General features: G+C 66.6%; 1 protein-coding gene and 2 pseudogenes. 2 read left to right on the top strand and 1 reads right to left on the bottom strand.

Going from position 1 to position 1,208, the window contains the following annotated elements; all coding sequences use genetic code 11:
* Positions 1 to 106: 106 nt before the first annotated feature.
* Positions 107 to 388, bottom strand: a pseudogene (locus tag ACIQMV_RS39245) (transposase); the annotation flags it as partial.
* A 47-nt stretch (positions 389 to 435) separates the two neighbouring features.
* Between ACIQMV_RS39245 and ACIQMV_RS39240 the strand changes: the two are divergent.
* Together ACIQMV_RS39240 and ACIQMV_RS39235 are read left to right on the top strand one after the other, a co-directional pair.
* The gene (locus ACIQMV_RS39240) at positions 436 to 630 is read left to right on the top strand and encodes a hypothetical protein (RefSeq protein WP_402597907.1); all 195 of its coding nucleotides are present in this window, start codon (positions 436 to 438) and stop codon (positions 628 to 630) included.
* A 14-nt stretch (positions 631 to 644) separates the two neighbouring features.
* Positions 645 to 1,208, top strand: a pseudogene (locus ACIQMV_RS39235) (hypothetical protein); the annotation flags it as partial.

Raw genomic sequence — 1,208 nt, 5'->3', positions numbered from 1 at the left:
AAGGCGGCACGGGAGACCTTCAGCAGCTCACACGCGCGTTTGACGCTGTGACCTGCCTGCTTCTCCGCCTCGATGAACGGGTGCACGCTCACCGGCTCTCCTTGGCGAAGAAAGCCGTGGCCCGCTTGAGGACCTCCACGTCCTCACGCAGGCGGCGGTTCTCCCGCCGCAGCTGAGCCAACTCCTCGCGTTCGCTGCTGGTCAGGCCGTCGCGCTCGCCGGCGTCGACCTCGGCCTGCTTGACCCAGTCGCGCACCGCGGTCTCGGTCAGGTCGAAGTCCTTGGCGACCTGGCCGACCGAGCGGTCACCGCGTCGGCACAGCTCGACGATCTCGGCCTTGAACTCCGGCGTGAACGAGCGGCGAGGACGAGGCTTCTTCTTCCCCATGCTCTCCATGGTGGACATCCTTCCGGGGACTCAACCCCTGATCTCGGATGTCCGCCAAAGCGGATCAAGCCCACAAGGTCTTGGAGGGTGTCGCCGATCTGGTGGCTCAGCTGTCGAGTGATCAGCGAAGCGATTTCATCGACCTACTCGGTTCGATGACTGCAGAGGAGGCCGATCCTTCGCGCCGCGAGTTCTTGGAAAGCTTCCCTGAAGGTTTCGGACTCGTTGAGGACGACTCCTGATCCTGGATCTATGCATGGAGCAGGACGCGCTTGCGGAGGAGTGCGAATCCCGCGCGACCGAATCCTCGCCGAAGGCGCCACCCGTGGCGCCCTGGGTGTTCCGGCTCACCGGTGACCCGAAGGTGTCCGTCATCCGGGCGCCGGCCCGGCCCGCGAGCGCAAGACCGACCGAGACCAAAGTCGATCGCAGCCGCTCGGTCCGTCGGCCGAACCGGCGGGTGAGCCCCGGCACCTGCTCGGCAAGTGTCTTGCGCTCACAGGACTCCTCCGCGCAGACGAAATGCCGCACCCGTAACGACACCACGGCGAACTTGCCGCCCAGCGTGTTCTGGAGGCTGTTGCCGTCGCTCTCGCGGAGCCGGGTCGGGAGCCGTCTTGCCGCGGCTCTGCACATAGAGGTGAGCCGAACGACACTGCTGCGGGCGGTCATGGCTTTACCCGATCCCGCCCGGACCGTTCCGAGGGTGATGGGCACCGATGACTTCGCCACGCGCCGCGGACAGCATTACGGCACCGTGCTCATCGACTGCGAGACCGGCCAGCCCCTTGACCTGCCATCCGGCCGCGACGCAGCGACG

The organism is Streptomyces sp. NPDC091412, from assembly GCF_044756885.1.
GTDB lineage: Bacteria > Actinomycetota > Actinomycetes > Streptomycetales > Streptomycetaceae > Streptomyces.
Note: the sequence above shows the minus strand (reverse complement) of the source record. Positions and strands in the feature narration are given on the sequence as shown.

What these genes read in the sequence shown, in the direction of transcription:
- ACIQMV_RS39240 (WP_402597907.1), top strand. Translation starts at nt 436, where the DNA reads ATGTCCGCCAAAGCGGATCAAGCCCACAAGGTCTTGGAGGGTGTCGCC.